Here is a 17,334-nt window from a genome sequence, read left to right on the forward strand (position 1 = left end):
GCCCGCCGAACGGGAGCGCCGTGTCCCACCTGGCCCCCCGCCCCCTCGCCCCCGACTGGCAGTTGCGCGTCACCGACCGCGGCGGCACGGCCCTGCACGGAGCCGCGGTACTGGTCGCATCCGGATACGCGATCACCTGCGCGCACGTCGTCCGCGAGGCCCTCGCCGGGTCCGGCGTCCCCGCCGGACCCGGCGCCGCCGTACGCCTGGACGCTCCGCGCGGCCTCCCCGGCTGGGAGGCCGCCGCCACGGTCGTCGCCGACGGCTGGTGGTGGGAGGAGGCCGCGCCCTGGGACGCGGCGGTGCTGCGCCTGGACCAGCCCGCCCCGATCCCTCCCGCCGCCCCCGCCCGGTACCGCGTCGGCGACCGGGTCCGCGTCCTCGGCTTCCCCCGCGCCGAGACCGGCCTGTGGGTGACCGGCCGGGCCACCGGTACCGGGGGCAGCCGCTTCGGCTACGTCCAGATCGACGTCGACTCCCGCGCGGGGTTCACCGTCCTGCCCGGCTTCAGCGGCAGCGGCGTCCGAGAGGAGAGGGGGAACGCCCTCCTCGGTCTGCTCTGCGAGGCGACCGGCAGCGGCAGGGCGGGCTGGATGATTCCGATGGAGGCGATCCCCCGGGTGTGGCCGACCGAGCGGACCGCCGCGGGCGCGGCGGCGAACGGCGAACGGGAGGCGCTCACGCTCACCGCCAGGGCGATGACCGATCTGCGCACGCTGCTCCTGCCCGACCTGCGCCTGGACCTGTACGTCGCGCTCGACCCCCGCCTGCGCCGCAGGCTCCGCGCCGACCAGGACCTGCTCTCCTTCGCCGCGCAGCTGGTCGCCCTCGCCCACGGTGAGTACGGAATCCTCGACGAGGTGCTCGCCCTCCTCGACGCGAGGGAGGACGGGAGCGCGGGGATGCTCCGGGTCCGCGAGGCCGCGGCCCCGCTCCTGGGGAGCCCGCCCGGGTGAGCGAGACGACGACCACGGCGGGGGACCAGGCCCCGATCGGAGGGCGTCCGCCATCGGAGGGCGGACGGCTCCCTCCCGGCGGACGGCTCCTCCCGGAGGGCGCCGGACGGCCTTTCCCGGCCGACGGCGGTATGGAGGACCTGGTCGACGCCCTCTGCGCGCTCCGGTGCGTCCTCCTCCCGGACGCGCGCGAGCAGTTGGCCTACCAGCTGCCGACGCGGGTCCGCCGCAACCTGCGCCTGGAGGGCTCACCGGTCGAGTTCGCCCGTCACCTGGTACGCCTGTGCCGGGAGCAGGTGCGCCTGGGCTGCCTCGTGCGCTGGATCCTCTACCTGGAGGAGCGCGGCCGCAGCTCGCTGGCGGCGGCCCGGGCCGCGGAGCCGCTGGTCCACGCCGAGGAGTGGGAGCAGCTGTACCGCCTCCTGCCCGAGGGAACCACCGACGCCGACGTCGCCCTCGTCCGCCGGGAGCTGGCGGAGCACTCCCCGGACCTGGTCGCGGAGGCCTTCGAGGCCGCCCGGACCGACCAGCTCGCCCCGGCCGAGGCACCACCGCACACGGCCTGGGACCGGCTCGTGGACCTGGCCGAGATGACCGTGCCCGAGGGCGTCGAACTCCCGCTGCGGGTCTTCTGCGCCCTGTTGCCCTGCGCCCTCCCGCTGCGCGACTGCGCCGACCTGCTCCTGCTCTGGGGCGGCGGGCGGCGCGAGGGCACGGCCGCGCCGCCCGGAATACGCGCGCCGGCCCGGCTCGTCGTGCACGTCACCCAGGGCCGGAGCCGGGACCGCTACGACGTCGAGTACTGGACGGTGCTCAGCGAGAGACGGGGCAGGGCCCCGGACTTCTGCGGCCACGGCCACACCCCGCACATGGAGGCCGAGCGCATCGGCGCCCACGTCGGCGGCCTGCTCACCCTGCTGGAGGTGGACCACCGCACGGGATACCACGAGGGGGTGCGGGTCGAGCTGGTCGCACGGCTGGACCTGCTCCGCCGCCTGGAGGCCGAGCGCTGGCAGGAGGCCGGTGAGGGCGACCGCAGGCTCGGCGCGCGGGCCCAGGTGGTCTACCGGGCGGAGGAGCTGGTGGACCCCGCGCGCGGCGACACCGCGCAGGCCCGGCGTACCTGCGCCCGCCGGTGGGAGGGGCTCGCGAGCGCGTGCGAGGTCCTGCACCTGGACACCGCGCACGAGGCCGGGCAGAGAAGGCGCAGGGGCGGACGGACCTACCGCGAACCCCTGGTCGAAAGGCTCCAGGACGACCGGATCGTCGCCCTCTCCGTTCCCTCCCATCTGGATGAATACCACATGTCGGTCTGGTCGGCGCTCATGATCGGGGTTCCGGTCGTGATCTGGCGTTCCGCCGACAATGGCCCTGGAGCAAGTCCGTGGCTCAATCTGGGGAAGGTGGGGCGGGAGGTAATGGTGCCACCCGAAAGAATACGAGCGCTTCCCAAGGCGCTCCACCAATCGCGTTCCGGATGCGTTTCCCCGGACGATACCGGGTACATCGAAGAAAGCTTCGAGGTCGCCGTCTTCTACCACGACACCCTTCCGGTTCTGCCCGCCCCCAGACCGATGACCCCCCCACAGCATCCGACAGCCCCCCTTGGGCGCGGCTCGAAGGGCCTGCCATGACCACACCAGCCGAACCCGGATCGACCAGCTCCGCGCCGGAGTGGTGGATCTTCCACGGCACAGGTCAGCCCCGCCCGCACCTGGACCTCGCCGCCCAGCTCCCCCCGCCTCCCCGGTGGCGCACCTACGGCGGCGGGCCGGACCCCGACGAAACCGGCGCGGACCCCCCGTTCTACGACCCGGGGCCGCGGGCCGGGAGCCCCGCCGCCGAGAGCGAGCGCCACCTGGGCCCCGTCCGGCCCTGGAGCTTCCCCATTCCCCTGGGGCCGCACCGCCGCCAGCTGCTGGACAAGGTCAACGCGGCCATCTGCCTGCGCCGCCCCCTGCTGCTGGTGGGCCCGCCCGGGATCGGCAAGTCCAGCCTCGCCCACCAGATCTCCCGCGAGCTGGGCCTGGGCCGCGTCCTGCGCTGGGCCGTCACCAGCCGCAGCACCGTGCGCGACGGCCTGTACGCCTACGACCCCCTCACCCAGATCCACGACCTCAACCTGGAGAACGCCCGAAACCGGGCCCTGGGCGCCCGGGACCGCCGCTACGCGAGCGCCGACGGCACGGAGGCCGACGCCCACCTGCGCAGCAGCGCCGAGTCGATCGGCCGCTACCTCACCCTGGGCCCCCTGGGCACCGCCTTCCTGCCCACCCGGCTGCCCCGCGTGCTCCTGGTCGACGACTTCGACCTGGGCGACTTCGACCTGCCCGGCGACCTGCTCGACCTGTTCGAGAACGGCGGATACACCGTCCCCGAGCTGGGCCGACTGGCCAACGTGGCCGGGAGGATCCGCGTGGCCACCGACGACCCCGGCCGCACGGCGGCGGTCGAACGTGGCGAGGTCCTGTGCTCGGCCTTTCCCGTCACGGTGGTGACCTGCAACGACGACCGGGACCTGCCGCCCGCCTTCCTGCGCCGCTGCATCCCGGTCCGGATGGGGCTGCCGGACGAGGACGAGCTGGTGGCCGCCGTGGCCGGGCACTTCGACGGCGACCCGCCCACCGGCACGCGGACCCTGGTCACCGAGTTCCTGCGCAGGAGCGCCGACGGCCACGGACTCGCCGTGGACCAGCTGCTCAACGCCGTGCACCTGGTCGGCGCCATGGGACGGGGCGAGCCGGGGCCCGAGCAGGTCCGCCACCTCTCCGACCTGCTCTGGCACCGCCTCACGGAAACCCCGGGATGAGCCCCGCGCACCAGCCGGGGGACGACCGCCCCCGGGGCTCCGGCGACCGGTCGGGCGGCTCCCCGGGTGGCCTCACGCCCACGGAGTGGGCGGACGCGCTCCACCTGGCGGCCCTCCAGGCGCGTGCCGAGGCCGCGCGCCGCGACCGCCCGATCTTCCCGGCGCCGCCCGCCGACGGTCCGCCGCCCGGGGAGGCCGCCGGTTCCGGTCCGCCCCCGCGGGAGGCCGGGACGGGGACGGACGCGCCGGGGACCGAGCGGTCCTCCCCTCCGCCCGGCACGGACACCGGGACCGCCCGGCCCTCGGGGCTCCCCGCCGGCGGGGGCGGTTCCGCCTCCGGGCGCGTGCCCCGTGGGCGGGCCCCGGCCCCGCCGCACGGCGGTGAGGGGACGCTCCCGTGGCCGCACCGGGACCCGGGGGACGACGGGCCGCCGACGGAGCCCCACGGGTTCGTCCAGCCGGTCCTGGAACGGCGCCAGGAACTGGTAGCCGCGCTGGGGCCCTTCCACCTGACCGAACCCCGTGGGCGGCCGGACGGCGTCGACCCGGAGGGCACCGCGCGCAACTACGCGCGCTCCCTCCTGGACAGCCTCCACTGGTCCGAGGACGAGCGCGAGGGCGCCGGCGTCCCGGTGGTGCCGCGGCCGTGCGCGCGCCGGGAACGGGCGGTCAACCTGACCCTCCTCGTCGACGACGGCGTCACCATGGCCTTCCAGCGCGGTCTGGCCGCCGAGTTCGTCCGGCTCGCGCGCTCCGGCGGGATCTTCCGCGAGGTCGCCTCCCTGTACTTCGACTCCGCGCGGCCCGGCGTCCCCAGGCTGCGCGACGGCCGCGGACGCCCCGGCCGCCTCGGCGGCGGCCGCGCGCACGTGGTCCTGTTCCTCACCGACGGGCTCGGCGGCGCCTGGCGCGACCGCGGCTTCCAGGACTGGGTCGCCGCGGCCGCGGACCGCGGCGCGGTCGCGATCCTCCATCTGCTCCAGCCCCTCCTGTGGCGGCGCGGCGCCATCGCCACCGTCCCCATGGAGCTGGCCGCGCCCCGGGCCGCCGGTCCCTGCGCCGCGAACACCGGGTACGCGCGGGAGCGCACGCTCACCGACCCGGGGGAGGACAAGCGCGAGCCGGGGGTGCTCGTGCCGGTGCTGACGCTGGACCCCGGGACGATCCGCGACTGGGCGGTCTTCGCGATGGGCAGGGGTCCCGGACGCCTGTGGGCGCACACCGCGCGGTTCCCCGCGGGAGAGGACCCCGCCCCCGCCGGGGCTCCGGACACCCGGGAACCCGGCTTCGACGCCGAACGGGAGGCACGGCGCTTCCGGCAGCTGGCCAGTCCCGAGGCGTTCGACCTGGCGGTGGCCCTGGCCGCCGTGCCGCTGGACCCGCGTCTGGTGGAGGCGGTCTGCGAGGACGTGCTCGGCCGCACCACGCCCTCGGAGCTGACGGAGGTCTTCTTCAGCGGGCTGGTGCGCGGGGGCGGCGGGGGGGAGGAGGACGGGCCGGTCGGGTGGGACTTCCGCCCGGGGGTCCGGAGGGCCCTGCTGTCACTGGGCGGCCGGGTCTCCGACATCCGCCGGGTGCTGGGCCTGGCGGCGGAGCGCCTGCGCCGGGTGGACCCCTGGTTCGACGCCCTGCGCCTGATGCTGCGGGGCGGGCACGACGACTTCCCGAAAAGGACGCGGCTGTCCCACCACTGGGCGAATTCCATGCTTCCGGCGGTGGAGAGCGCGGCCCTCACCCGACGTTATGCCGCACCCATCAAGGAATACGCCGATATCTCCGGGGCGGGTGCGACCCGCGGTGCGGAAGAAACGCATGAGGCGGGTACGCCGTCGTCCGCTGGTCTAGTATTACCGAAGGTTTCCGGATCTGCGCGTGTGGGCGGGAACAACGGCTGGAAGGCGCGGAACAGAGCACCCTTTTCTGAACGGTCGGGGAAAGAAACTCATATGGCCACAAAACTGTCAAATGAGGATATGATGCAAGAATCTGGCGGCCAGTCCAGCGGTCGTACGTCCCGATCGTCCATGAGTGGCCGACCGCTCAACGCGGTCTGGGTCCAGGTTCCGCGCCGCAACAGCGCCTTCACCGGCCGGGAGGAACTCCTCTCCGCGCTGAGGGGACAGCTCCTGAAGGGGCGGCGCCAGGTCATCACCGCCCTCAACGGGATGTCGGGGGTCGGCAAGACCGAGCTCGCCAAGGAGTACCTGTACCGGTACGCGTCCGACTACGACCTCATCTGCTGGATCCCCGCGGCCCACAGCAACCAGTTGAGGGAGAGCTTCTCCGTCCTCGCGTCCAGGCTCAGGCTGGACAGCGCGGGCGCGGGCAGCGGACACGTCCTGGAGAACGTCCTGGAGGCACTGCGCCAGGGCGTGGACTATCCGCGCTGGCTCCTCGTCTTCGACAACGCGCAGGCCCGGTCCGAACTGGATCAGTATCTTCCTGTCGGGGGCGAGGGCCACGTGATCATCACTTCTCGGGACTCCAGCTGGACGGTGCGGGGCGGCGACGCCTACCTCTCCGTCCGCGAGTTCGACCGGGCGGAGAGCATCGAGCTGCTGAAACGGCGCGGACCCGCGTCGCTGACCACCGAGGAGGCCGACCAGCTGGCGCACGAGCTGGGCGACCTGCCGCTGGCCCTCAACCAGGCCGCCGTGTGGCTGCACGAGAGCGGGATGGCCACCGAGGAGTACCTGCGCCAGTTCGCCGAGAAGAGCCAGGAGATGCTCGACCTCCTGCGCCCGGTGGACAGCGCCTACCCGGTGGCCGTCGCCGCCGCCTGGAACGTGTCCCTGGACCGGCTGGCCACCACCAACCCGGCGGCGCTCCAGCTGCTCCAGCTCTGCTCCTTCATGTCGACGGCGCCCATCCCCCGGACGCTGTTCAACTTCGCCCGGGGCATCGAGGGCCCCGCGGAGCTGCGCGGCGCCCTGGAGGACCCGGCCAGGCTCGGCATGGCGATCCGCGACATCGGGCGCAACAGCCTCGCCCACATCGACCACCAGCGCAACACGGTCTCCCTGCACCGGCTGGTGCAGCGCGCCGTCCAGGCGCCGATGAGCGACGAGGAGCGCGAGGAGATGCGCCACTGCGCCCACCAGCTGCTGGGCCGCAACGACCTCCAGGTGGTGGCCGTGGACGCCTCCGAGCGCTACACCGAGCTGCTGCCGCACGTGTGGGCCTCCGAACTGTGGAACTGCACCGACCCCTGGGCGCGCAACCTGGTGGTGCAGATGTGCCGGGTCGCCGTGCTGCGCCAGGAGTTCGACGAGGCCCGCAGCCTGGGCGAGACCGCCCACGAGTGGTGGCGTCTGCAACTGGGCGAGAACCACCCCTCCACCCTGGGCATGGCGATCCAGATCTCCACGGCGATGCGCGGGCAGGGGTACCTGGAGCAGGCCCTGGCGCTGTGCGAGGCCACCCTGGGCACCCTGCGCGAGACACAGGACCCCGGGGACTCCGAGACCCTGGAGGCGGAGATCGAGTACATCCGCACCCTGCGCTTCCTGGGCCGGTTCCGCGACTCGCTGACGGCCGCGGCCGACGCCTACCACCGCCGGGTGCGCCTCTTCGGCGAGGACGACCCGCACACCCTGGTCACCGCCCACTTCCGCGCCTTCAACCTCCTGCTCAGCGGCGACCCGGAGTCGGCCGCCGACCAGTACCGCGACACGCTGGCCCGGCTGGAGGCCGTCTTCGGCCCGGACCACCCGCGCACCCTGGGCACCAACAACGGCTACGCCGAGGCCCTGATGGAGAAGGGCCGCTACCGGGAGGCCGAGGAGATCCAGGCCCACCAGGTCGAGCGGGCCATCGGCCTGATCGGGGAGGACGACAACCGCGTCCTGCGCAACCAGCGGACGCTGGCCGTCATGCGCCGGCGCGTCGGCCACCACCGGGAGGCGCTCGCCCTGTCGGAACGCGCCTGGCAGCGCTTCCGGGTCAAGCACGGCGTGGACGACAACGAGACCATGTACGCGGCTCTGGTGCACTCCATGTCCCTGAGCGCGGTCAACCAGCACGACGAGGCGCTGGAGCTGGCCCAGACCACGGGGGAGCGCTACGTCAAGCTCCTGGGCGAACGCCACCCCTACGTGGGCGCGGCCGACGTCAACCGGGCGATCATCCTGCGCCGCCTGGGCAGGGCGGCCGAGGCCCGCCAGCTGGACGAGCGCTCCCTGGAGCTGTTCCTGGACCGGCTCGGCGCCCACCACCCCAGCACCCTGGCCTGCCTGGTGAACCTGGCCAACGACCACTTCCTCATGGGCGACGTGGCCGGTGCCCGGGAACGGGACGAGGAGGCGCTGCGCGGCTGCGAGGAGGCGCTGGGGGCCCCGCATCCGCTGGCCCTGCTGGCCCGCCGCAACCTGCTCGTGGACCGCAGGGCCCAGGGCGAGGACGTCGAGGCCGAGTTCGTCGCCGTGGAGGACGGCTACCGCGAGGTGATGGGGTCGGATCACCCCGCCACGCTCAGCCTCCGCAGGACCGTGCGGGGGGACGCCGACATCTACCTCGCCCAGATGTGACCGGTCGCGGTCCGGGGCCGCGCTCCCCGGGCCGACCCCGGCGTTCAGCGGCGCCCGGCGAGCCGGAGCAGCGCGGCCCACTGGTGCGCGGGCAGGGCGAGCGCCGCGCGGTCGGGGTGCGTGGAGTCGCGCAGGCCGACCGTCCGCGGCGCGCCCAGGACGGCCTCGACGCAGTCGCCGTTGCCGCCACCGCTGTAGCTCGACTTCCGCCACCGACCGGGTTCGTGTCCCAGCCCTCTCACGGGCACTCCCGTCCGCTCTGTCCCCGCTGGTTGTCGCTACGCACGCGGCGGCCTCGATTCTCCCAGTTCCACCATTGGTCGCTCCTGTTTCCCGAGCAGTTCTGAAAGTGCGATCGGGTCCGACTCCGGTTCAGTTATGTATTCGGTTGGTCACAGGCGCCGACTTGTACATGCCCACTGGAGTGGTGTTCATGTTGTCCGGGCGCGGCCGTTCTCCGGATGGCCCGGAAAAAGACGCGAATGATATGCCGGGAAGCGGTTCCACTTCGGTTTCGCGGGCGCCGGGTCCGTACTGTGCCCGCCGGGGCGGCGCCGCGGCGGGCCCTTCTCGGGCCAGCGCGCGCAAAGCCTGTGCCCGCGGGCTTTGCGGGCCCGGCTCCGTCCGGAGGGCGGGAGCGGTCACCTGCCGGGAAGGGCATGAGAGGATCGGCCGGTAAGAGGCCGCGGGGCGAAGGGGCGATTACCCCCTCTCCGGCCCGCCGAAAAGCGCGTGCGGGAAAAGGGCGGGTGTCGGCGGCCCGTGACTCCGATCCCTTTTCGTTTCCGTTGCGGCTCGGGGTCAGGATGTTGTGCCCGGGGCGGACCGCTCCGCGGTCGCCCCGTGTGCTTCGGGGGAAGCGGGTGCCTCGGTGCGGGCGCAATTCCGTCTCTGGTGTTATGACCGCTTATGTCCGCGGAAATGGCGGCCGGGCCCGCCCGCACGGAACTCCGTGCCGCGCCGCCGGCGGGCGGCGGACCCGTCCCACGGGGACCGGGAGCAGTGTCCGGTGCCGGGGAGCGCCCCGGCGGTGTGCCGTGACCGGGGCGAACACTGCCTAACATGCTGGACATGCGCATTCTCGTGGTCGAGGACGACGACCGGGTCGCCCGCGGACTGGTGACCGCCCTGCGGGCGGCGTCCTTCGACGTCCAGAGGGTCGCCACCGCCGAACGGGCCCTGAGCGCCCCGCCCGCCGACGTCGTCCTCCTCGACCTCGGCCTCCCCGACGCCGACGGCATCGACCTGCTCCGCAAGCTCCGCGACCGCCCGCAGACCGCGATCATCGCCGTCACGGCCCGCAGCGAGGAACGCGACCGTGTGCGCGGCCTGCGGGCCGGAGCCGACGACTACGTGGTCAAGCCCTTCGGCGTCGCCGAACTCCTCGCCCGCATCGACGCGGTCCTGCGCCGCACCCGCGCCGCGCGGGCCGAGGCCGCGGAGGAGGAGCCCGAGGTCAGGATCGGCGAGCTCACCGTGGACCCTGGCTCCCGCGCGGCCAGCGTCGGCGGCGCCGAACTCCAGCTGACCCGCAAGGAGTTCGACCTGCTCGCACTCCTGGCCTCCCGCTCCCCGTCGGTGGTCGCCCGCGACCAGATCCTCGACCAGGTGTGGGGCACGGCCTGGGAGACCTCCTCCCGGACCCTGGACACCCACATCGGCTCACTGCGCGCCAAGCTCGGCCGGGCCGTGCAGATCCGCACCGTGCGCGGTGTCGGCTACCTCCTCGACCGGTCCTGAACCCGTGCTCCGCAGACTGCTCACCATCCTGCTCCCCGCAGCGTTCGTCCTGGTCGCCTCGGCGGTCATCCCCCTGGGGACGGTCATCGCCCAGCAGCTGACCCAGCAGGTCTACGTCGACCGCCTCGGGGACGCGGGCCGCTTCGCCGCCCTGGCCCGCACCGCGCTGGAGGCCGACCGCACGGAGGCGCTCCTCCAGGAGATGGCCCGTTACGAGGCGCTCTACGGCATCCCGGTGGTCGTGGTGGCCCCCGACGGAGAGATCATCGCCGGGTCCGGCAGCACGGCTCACCAGCGCGACGTGCTCGCGGAACTGGCCGCGCCGGAGGCCCTCACCATCGCCCTGGCCGGGGAGCGCCCGGCCCCTCCGACCACCGTCTGGCCCTGGGAGTCCGACCCCCTCGTGGTCGCCGAGCCCATCGGCCGCGACAGCGAGGTGACGGGGGCGGTCATCGTCGCCGCCCCCACCGACCAGCTCGGCACCGACATCCTCGGCTCGTGGGGATGGCTCGCCCTGCTCAGCCTGGTGCCCCTGGCACTCCTGGTGGCGGCCTCGCTGCCGCTGTCGCGCTGGGTCCTGCGCCCCATCGGCCGACTCGACGCCGCGACCACCGCCGTCGCCTCGGGGGACCTGGACGTGCGGGTGGACGCCGAGCAGGGACCTCCGGAGCTGCGCCGCCTCACCGAGTCCTTCAACACGATGGTCGACGTGGTGCGCAGGGCCCTGGAGCGTCAGCGCTCCTTCGTCTCCGACGCCTCCCACCAGCTGCGCAACCCCCTGGCGAGCCTGCGCCTGGCGGTGGAGAACCTCGCGCCCTACCTCGGCTCGGAGGAGGCCCGGGAGGCGCACGCCGTGGCCGTGGACGAGACCACGTTCATGCACCGGATGCTCAACTCCCTGCTGGCCGCGACGCGCCTGGAGAGCGTCACCGGCACCGAGGCCGTGGACGTCCCCGAGCTGCTGGAGACCCGGGTGGAGCGCTGGCGCGCCCTGGGCCAGGCCCGGGGGATCACCGTGACCGTGCACGTCCCCGCCGGGATGCGGGTCTGCGCCCCGGCCGGGGGCCTGGGCAGCATCCTCGACGAACTGGTGAGCAACGCCCTGCGCCTGTCCGGGGGGACACGGGTGCAGGTGCGGGGTTCGGCGGGCGACCCCGCGCGGATCAGCGTGCTCGACGACGGGGAGGGCCTCCCGGAGGAGGAGCGCGGCGCCGCCCTGGACCGCTTCTGGCGCTCTCCCCGCCATCAGAACACCGAGGGCACCGGCATGGGGCTGGCGATCGTCTCCGACCTGGTCCGCGAGGCCGGAGGGGAACTGGCGCTGGGCGAGGGCCTGTCCGGCGAGCGGCCCGGCTTCGGTGTGACCATCACGCTGCCGTCCGCGGACTGAGCCCCCGGCGGGGAGGGCCTCAGGAGGGCTTGTTGTCCCGGTACCAGCGCGCGGCGCCGGGGTGGAGGGGGACCACGCCGGTCGAGATGCCGGTGCGCACGTTGATCTGCGCCGCCTCGGGACGGGAGTCGGCGATCCGCGCGGCGCCGGTGTAGACGGTGTCGGTGACGGAGTAGGCCAGGTCGTCCGGCAGGTCGGCGGCGCACAGCAGCAGGTTGGGGATGGACAGGGTGGGGCAGGCGGGCACGCCCTCGTAGGTGGTCGCCGGGATGGCGGCCGGGAAGTACCTCTCGGGGTGGGCCTCGGCCATGGCGGAGGCGACGTCCCCGAGGTCGACCAGGCGCGTCACGTGCTCACGGGCCAGGTCGGCGACCGCGGGCGTGGGCAGCCCGGTCAGGGAGAACATCGCGTCGATCTCCCCCCGGGCCAGGGCGTCGGCGGAGGCCGCCTGGTCCAGGCGCACCGTCTCCATGGCCAGTCCGGTCTCCTCGGCGGCCTGCGCCACGGTGAACTCGGTGCCGGAGTTGACCGCCCCCACCGAGACGCGGCGGCCCTCCAGGTCGGACAGGGAGCGCACGGGGGAGGCGTCCAGGACCATGAGGTGCAGGAAGCTGTCGTAGAGGCGCCCGATCGCGCGGAAGGGGCCGGTGTCGGCCTCCTCGTCGGCCAGGACCGCGTCGAGGCTGGTCAGGCCCAGGTGGGCCTCGCCAGACTCGATGAGCAGCAGGTTGTCGTGCGAGGCGCCGGTCTCGACGGCCTCCACCCGGATGTCGGGGAACCGGGCGTCCAGCAGCTCCGCGATCTCCGAGCCGATCTCCCGGTAGACGGCCCCGGCCGGGCCCGTGGCCACGACGAGCGACGCCGGAGCGGTGGAGGGCTCGCGCCACGCGCAGCCGCCCAGCGCGGCCGCGGTGAACACGCCGGCGGCTCCCCTCAGGGCTGTGCGCCGGTTGGGTCCATGCATACCCGCAGCTTAGGCGAGGGGGACGGCGGTTCAGACCCCCAGGTCACACCTTGCGCGTGATTACCTTTCGTGCCAAGGCGACGACCCAAGGTTCCGAAATGTCAGAGGAATCTCAAATCTTCCTTGAGACCTTGAACACGCGAGAAAGAGACCCACACCATCGCTGTATCAATTCGGGGTAATCGGGGAGAAACCCGACGGTAAGCCCAGTGTCACTTCCCGGTGACCCACAACAGGAGGATTCCATGGCGTCCGAGAAGGGTGTCGACGCGCCCGACACCGCATCCCCCACGCAGGACGGCAGAGCGGCCAGGGGCGCCCCGCCCTCGCGCGTGATCGGCCTGATCGCGGGCCCGCTGGTCGGGCTCCTGGTCTACTTCCTCATGCCGGACATGCCGATGCCCGTCGTCGACGGCGAGGACGGCGAGACGGTCCTGTCGGCCAACGGCCGCGCGGTGGCCGCGGTGACCGCCTTCATCGCCATCTGGTGGGCCACCGAGGCCATCCCGATCCCCGTCGCCTCGCTGCTGCCGCTGGTGCTCTTCCCCCTCCTGCTGGAGGGCACCCCCGTCGGGGACGTCGCCTCCTCCTACGGGTCGGACACCATCTTCCTGTTCATGGGCGGCTTCATGCTCGCCCTGGCGATGCAGAAGTGGAACCTGCACAAGCGGATCGCCCTGGTCATCGTCTCCAAGGTGGGCTCCAACACCGCGGGGCTGGTCGGCGGCTTCATGCTCGCCACCGGGTTCATCACGATGTGGGTGTCCAACACCGCCACCGCCGTGATGATGCTCCCCGTGGGCCTGTCGGTGATCACGCTGATCACCCAGTTCCGCGACGGCAGGACCGACGCGAACTTCGCCACCGCGCTCATGCTCGGCATCGCCTACTCGTCCTCCATCGGCTCGGTGGCCACCATCATCGGCACGCCGCCCAACGTGCTGATGGTCGGCTACCTCGCCGACGCCCACGACATCCACATCGGCTTCGGCGAGTGGATGCTGGTCGGCCTGCCGCTGGCCGCCGTCTTCCTGCTCATCGCCTGGTTCGTGCTGATCAAGATCTTCCCGCCGCAGGTCAAGAAGGTGGAGGGCGCCCAGGCCCTCATCCGCTCCGAGCTCGCCGAGATGGGCCCGATGGCGCGCGGCGAGAAGCTCGTGCTCGCGGTCTTCGCCTTCGCGGCGCTCTCCTGGATCTTCGTCCCGGTCCTGGCCGACAACTTCCTCCCGTGGCTGTCCAGCGTCAGCGACGCCGGGATCGCGATGACCGTGGCGGTCCTGCTGTTCCTGATCCCGGTCGGGCGCGGGACCCGCCTGCTGGACTGGGAGACCGCCGTGCAGCTGCCGTGGGGCGTCCTGCTCCTGTTCGGCGGCGGCCTGGCCATCTCGGGGCAGTTCACCGCGTCCGGCCTGAGCACCTGGATCGGCGGCCAGGTCGCCGTCCTGGAGGGCGTGCCCACCTGGGTGCTGATCCTGGTCGCGGCCGGGCTGGTCCTCTTCCTGACCGAACTCACCAGCAACACCGCCACCGCGGCCACCTTCCTGCCCATCCTCGGCGGCGTCGCGGTGGGCATGCAGATCGACATCCTGTCCCTGGTGATCCCGGTGGCCCTGGCCGCGACGATGGCCTTCATGCTCCCGGTGGCCACACCGCCGAACGCGATCGTCTTCGGCTCCGGCCATGTGCGGATCGGCCAGATGATGCGCGGCGGCGTGTGGCTCAACCTCATCGCGCTGTTCCTGATCCTGGCCACGATGTACACCGTGGTGACCTGGTTCCTGGGAGTCAGTCTGTAGGAGTACCACGCGTCGCGGGCGGCCCCCTGTGGTTCCGGGGGCCGCCCGTTTTCCGTTGCCGCGGCGGTCCGCCCCGCGGTGGAAGGCGGGCCCCGCCGCGGGGCCCGCCCCCGTGTCACACGGCGGCGGCCCGCCTCCCCGCTCGGGGGAGACGGGCCGCCGCCCTGTCGTTACTCGGAGTCCGCGCCCGCGGTGCTCTGGCGCTCCAGCTTCCGGTAGTGCCGCGCCCTCGCACCCAGGATCACCGTCGCCAGCAGCGTCGCGATGGCGGAGGCCACCAGCACGCCCGTCTTGGCGTGCGCCAGGTGCCCCGGGTCGTCGGCGAACGTCAGCTCACTGATCAGCAACGACACGGTGAACCCGATACCGGCCAGCTGCGACATGCCGACGATGTCGATCCACTTCAGGCTGGGGTTGAGCTCGGCCCTGGTCACCTTGGTGGTCAGCCACGAGCCGCCCGCGATGCCGATCACCTTGCCGACGACCAGGCCCGCGAGGATGCCCAGCGCGGCCGTGTCGGTGAGGACCTCGCCGAAGCCGTCGAAGACCACGCCCGCGGAGAAGAAGGCGAAGATCGGCAGGGCCAGTCCCGCGGACCAGGGGCGCAGCAGCTGCTCCACGCCGTGGCTCGGGTCGTGGTGCTCGCCGGGCAGCTTGTTGGTGCGCATCAGCAGGCCCATGGCCACACCCGCGATGGTCGCGTGCACGCCGCTCTCGTGGACCAGGACCCAGATCACCAGGGCCAGGGGCACGTAGACCAGCCAGTTGGGCACCACCGACGCGTTGAGCCTGGCGGCCAGGCCCTTGCCGCGCTGGAGGTACCAGAAGACCGCCAGGCCCGCGGCGGCGGCCAGCAGGGCGACGAAGTTGATGCCGGACGTGTAGAAGACCGCGATGACGATGATCGCGCCGAGGTCGTCCACGATCGCCAGCGTCAGCAGGAAGGTCCGCAGCGCGGGCGGCAGTCCCCGGCCGATCACCGCGAGGATCGCGAGGGCGAAGGCGATGTCGGTCGCCATCGGGATGCCCCACCCGTGGAGGGTGTCGGGCGAGGTGAAGTTGATCGCGGCGTAGATGGCGGCGGGCACGATCATGCCGCAGATCGCCGCGACGATCGGCAGCATGGCCCGGCGGGGGTCGCGCAGCTCCCCGTGGACGAACTCCTGCTTGAGCTCGTTGCCGACGACGAAGAAGAAGACCGCCAGGAGGCCGTCGGCGGCCCAGGTCTCCAGGGACAGGTTCAGGTGCAGCGACTCGGGCCCGAAGGTGACCGCCCGCAGGTTCTCGTAGACCTCGCCGAAGGGCGAGTTGATCCAGACGAGGGCGAGGATCGCGGCGCCGATCAGCAGGAAGCCGCCGACGCTGTCGCTGCGCAGGGTGTCGGCCAACCGTGAGAGCGGGCCGTGGCGCTCGGAGCGCAGAATCGGGTCGATGCTCATGTGCAACTTTCCGGGCGTACGACTGACAGGGACTCGCCGACCAGTCTTCCCGGCACACCTAGGCGCGGGCGCGCGCCTCGCCCATGCTGGCGGAAGATGGGATGAATGTCCAGCCCAGGGGCCATGTGTCCGTTCCGGGGCGGAGGAGGCCGGTGAGGGGGCGGTCGACGCCGCCCCCTCACACCGTGCGCCCGGTGAGGGCGCGCGTCAGCCCTTCTCGGAGGCCGCCAGGTGCCTCTCCTCGGCGTTGGAGGCCCGCCCGGCCAGGGACACGGCGACGATGGACACCACCGCGGTGAGAACCAGGTAGCCCGCGACCGGAACCCACGAGTTGTCGAACCGCGACAGCAGCCAGGTGGCGATCAGCGGGGCGGTGCCGCCCGCGGCCGCCGCGCCGATCTGGTAGCCCAGGGTGACGCCGGTGTAGCGCACCCGGGTGGAGAAGATCTCCGAGCACAGGGTGCCGATGGTGGCGGTGACCGGCGCCCACAGGACGCCCAGCCCGATCACGGTCGCCAGGACCAGCATCAGCGTGCTGCCGGTACCCAGCATGAGGAAGTAGGGCGCGATGAACAGGGCCAGCAGCACCGCGCCGACCAGGTACACCCGCTGCCTGCCGAAGGTGTCCGACAGGCGTCCGGCGATCGGGATGCACACGGTGGCCACGATCGCCCCGGCGGTCACGGCGTTGAGCGTGGAGGTGTTGTCGAAGGACAGCGTGCCCGTCGCGTAGCTCACCACGAAGGTGCCGAAGATGTAGAAGGGGGCGGTCTCCACGACCTTGGCGCCGACGGCGACCAGCACGGCCCGCCAGTGGAACCGGAAGGTCTCCACCACCGGCAGTTTGGCGACCTCGCCCTCCTCCTTGGCCTTCCTGAACGAGGGGGTCTCGTCGATCCCCGAGCGGATCCACAGCCCCAGCAGCACCAGCAGGACGCTGCCGACGAACGGCACGCGCCAGCCCCACGTCGCGAACTGGTCGTCGGGCAGCAGCGACATCAGGGTCAGCACCAGGCTGGCCAGCAGCATGCCCGAGGTGATGCCCATCTGCGGCACGCTGCCGAAGAGGCCGCGCCGGTTCTCGGGCGCGTACTCGTAGGCGAGCAGCAGGGCGCCGCCCCACTCGCCGCCGATGCCCAGGCCCTGGATGATCCGCAGCACGACGAGCAGGATCGGGGCGAGGATCCCGACGCTGTCGTAGGTCGGCAGCAGGCCGATGAGCATGGTCGCGCCGCCCATGAGGGTCAGCGTGATGATCAGGGTCCTCTTGCGGCCGATCCGGTCACCGATGTGGGAGAAGACCACGCCGCCCAGCGGACGGATGAAGAACGTCAGCGAGAAGGTCAGGTACGACAGCATCAGCGAGACGAACGGGTCGTCCGAGGGGAAGAACAGCTCGTCGAAGACGAGGGCGGCGGCGGTGCCGTAGAGGAAGAAGTCGAACCACTCGATCGTGCTTCCGGTCAGGCTGGCGATGAGGACCTTGGCCCTCGGCGGCCGAGCCTGTGCGGTGTCCACACTCATGTGCAGGGCTCCTGGTGGGGTGTCGGGGATCGCGCGGGCCGAGGGGCGTGGCCTGCGTACATTGCCGGGAGCCTAGACGCGGGTGGCGTGCGCCACCGTTGTGCGAACGGACGACATGGGCGGCGGAGCGGTGTCGCTTCGGACAATCCGGTCCCGCCGGGGCGCGTCGGCCGGGTGACCGTGACCGGCC

11 protein-coding genes are annotated in these 17,334 nt (G+C 72.7%); 7 read left to right on the forward strand and 4 right to left on the reverse strand.

The genetic code is table 11. The features are described 5' to 3' along the window. Nucleotides 1-20: 20 nt before the first annotated feature. From G011_RS0105510 to fxsT, 4 genes are read left to right on the forward strand one after another with little or no spacing between them, the layout of a single operon-like run. The gene (locus G011_RS0105510) at nucleotides 21-956 is read left to right on the forward strand and encodes a serine protease (protein WP_019607626.1); all 936 of its coding nucleotides are present in this window, start codon (nucleotides 21-23) and stop codon (nucleotides 954-956) included. Continuing rightward, a complete protein-coding gene (locus tag G011_RS0105515) occupies nucleotides 953-2,590 on the forward strand; it encodes a hypothetical protein (protein WP_231391386.1) in 1,638 nt (545 codons plus the stop codon). The genes G011_RS0105510 and G011_RS0105515 overlap by 4 nt, the downstream gene beginning before the upstream one ends. Then, nucleotides 2,587-3,765, forward strand: a complete 1,179-nt coding sequence (locus G011_RS0105520) for an AAA family ATPase (RefSeq protein WP_013155512.1) — start codon at nucleotides 2,587-2,589, stop codon at nucleotides 3,763-3,765. The genes G011_RS0105515 and G011_RS0105520 overlap by 4 nt, the downstream gene beginning before the upstream one ends. Further along, nucleotides 3,762-8,291 carry an FxSxx-COOH system tetratricopeptide repeat protein gene (gene fxsT / locus G011_RS0105525; protein WP_019607628.1) on the forward strand — a complete coding sequence of 1,510 codons (4,530 nt, stop codon included), beginning with the start codon at nucleotides 3,762-3,764 and terminating at the stop codon, nucleotides 8,289-8,291. The genes G011_RS0105520 and fxsT overlap by 4 nt, the downstream gene beginning before the upstream one ends. Before the next feature lie 44 nt (nucleotides 8,292-8,335). Here fxsT and G011_RS0105530 read toward each other — a convergent pair whose 3' ends face one another. Next, entirely contained in the window at nucleotides 8,336-8,533 is a 198-nt protein-coding gene (locus tag G011_RS0105530) for a DUF397 domain-containing protein (RefSeq protein ID WP_019607629.1), read from the reverse strand. An 820-nt stretch (nucleotides 8,534-9,353) separates the two neighbouring features. Here G011_RS0105530 and G011_RS0105535 point away from each other — a divergent pair. Then, a complete protein-coding gene (locus tag G011_RS0105535) occupies nucleotides 9,354-10,031 on the forward strand; it encodes a response regulator transcription factor (RefSeq protein ID WP_019607630.1) in 678 nt (225 codons plus the stop codon). A gap of 4 nt (nucleotides 10,032-10,035) precedes the next feature. Further along, nucleotides 10,036-11,421 (forward strand): HAMP domain-containing sensor histidine kinase, encoded by a 1,386-nt coding sequence (locus G011_RS0105540; RefSeq protein WP_019607631.1) that lies wholly within the window; start codon nucleotides 10,036-10,038, stop codon nucleotides 11,419-11,421. Nucleotides 11,422-11,440: 19 nt separating this feature from the next. Here G011_RS0105540 and G011_RS0105545 read toward each other — a convergent pair whose 3' ends face one another. After that, nucleotides 11,441-12,385, reverse strand: a complete 945-nt coding sequence (locus G011_RS0105545; protein ID WP_051104325.1) for a TAXI family TRAP transporter solute-binding subunit — start codon at nucleotides 12,383-12,385, stop codon at nucleotides 11,441-11,443. Between the two features lie 245 nt (nucleotides 12,386-12,630). Here G011_RS0105545 and G011_RS0105550 point away from each other — a divergent pair, with 245 nt between their 5' ends. Beyond that, complete coding sequence (locus tag G011_RS0105550; protein WP_019607633.1) at nucleotides 12,631-14,181, forward strand: DASS family sodium-coupled anion symporter; 1,551 nt, start codon at nucleotides 12,631-12,633, stop codon at nucleotides 14,179-14,181. Between the two features lie 170 nt (nucleotides 14,182-14,351). Here the strand turns inward: G011_RS0105550 and nhaA are convergent, their stop codons facing one another. Beyond that, nucleotides 14,352-15,620 carry a Na+/H+ antiporter NhaA gene (nhaA, locus tag G011_RS0105555; protein WP_013155505.1) on the reverse strand — a complete coding sequence of 423 codons (1,269 nt, stop codon included), beginning with the start codon at nucleotides 15,618-15,620 and terminating at the stop codon, nucleotides 14,352-14,354. A gap of 207 nt (nucleotides 15,621-15,827) precedes the next feature. After that, the gene (locus tag G011_RS0105560; protein ID WP_019607634.1) at nucleotides 15,828-17,144 is read right to left on the reverse strand and encodes an MFS transporter; all 1,317 of its coding nucleotides are present in this window, start codon (nucleotides 17,142-17,144) and stop codon (nucleotides 15,828-15,830) included. Nucleotides 17,145-17,334 lie beyond the last annotated feature (190 nt).

It is taken from the genome of Nocardiopsis sp. CNS-639, from assembly GCF_000381685.1.
In the GTDB taxonomy this organism is placed as follows: Bacteria; Actinomycetota; Actinomycetes; order Streptosporangiales; family Streptosporangiaceae; genus Nocardiopsis; species Nocardiopsis dassonvillei.